Here is a 1,083-nt window from a genome sequence, read left to right as displayed (position 1 = left end):
GCCGTTGTCCAGTTGCTGGATCGTGGCATCGGGGTTCAGCTGTTTCAGCAGCGCCATATCGACGGACTGGCCGGCTGCCAATGTCGTCGAACCATAGGTACCGGCGGCCGCAGCGGGCACAGTCGTCGGGATGCCCCAGGCACCGTTGGTGGTTGAGGTACCCGTGCCGGTCTGCAAAGGGTTGGTCAGACGGGGCGTGACCCAGTCGGTACCGTCCTCGAAGCCACGCGTGGTGATCTTGTTGCGGGCGAAGGACACGCCGGCCAGCACGCCGAAGGTGTCGCCGAACGTCGTGCTGTAGAGCGCCGTGCCGCGCGTGCTGGGCTTGGGCGCGGGGTCGTTCTTGGCCAGTTGCAGCTTGACGGTGCCGCGCGTGCCGGCCTTGTCGAACGGGCGGGCGTTGCGCATGTTCACGACGCCGGCGATAGCGCCTTCCAGCATCCCGGCCGTGGGGCTCTTGGACACCGTGATGCGCGAGAACAGGTCGCCCGGCATGAAGTCCAGGTCGACTTCGCGGTTGGCGCTACCGGCACTGCTGAAGCTCGTGGAGGCCGATGCGACGGGGTTACCGTTCATCAGGATGCGCGTGAAGTTGGAACCCAGGCCGCGGACCTGGATGTTCAAACCCTCACCCGTCACGTCGCGGTTCACCTGGACGCCGGGGATGCGCGAGATCGACTCGGCGAGGTTGTTGTCCGGGAACTTGCCGATGTMTTCGGCGTGGATCGAGTCCGACAGGCCGATGTTGTCGCGCTTCGAAAGCGCCGAGGCAGCCAACGAGCTGCGGATGCCGGTCACGACGACCGTCTCCAGTTGTTGGCTCGGTGCCGTCGGCGCGGTCTGCGCATAGGCCTGCGTGATCAGGCTGGCCAGCAGCGTGGTGCCCAGGGCCAGCTGTCGATCCAGGCGGGCGCGGCGGCGCGGCGGCGAATTGGTCTTGCTCATCTTGTCTTTGTCTCCTGATGGGTTCTAGGACGCCTCCACCATTAAATGGTAGCGCACACATTTTCAATTTACGTCCACAGGAAACCTCAGTCAACGAGGGTGTGTACTAATGTATTAGTGAGCCACGCAGCGGAAAGG

General features: G+C 64.2%; 1 protein-coding gene. It reads right to left on the bottom strand.

Features of this window, described 5'->3' with window-relative positions; all coding sequences use genetic code 11:
- Positions 1-945: TonB-dependent receptor plug domain-containing protein (locus tag ACXJKR_RS33225; protein WP_457326484.1), on the bottom strand; the 945-nt coding region annotated here is incomplete at its 3' end.
- Between the last annotated feature and the right edge of the window lie 138 nt (positions 946-1,083).

The organism is Roseateles sp. P5_E11, from assembly GCF_054049355.1.
Note: the sequence above shows the minus strand (reverse complement) of the source record. Positions and strands in the feature narration are given on the sequence as shown.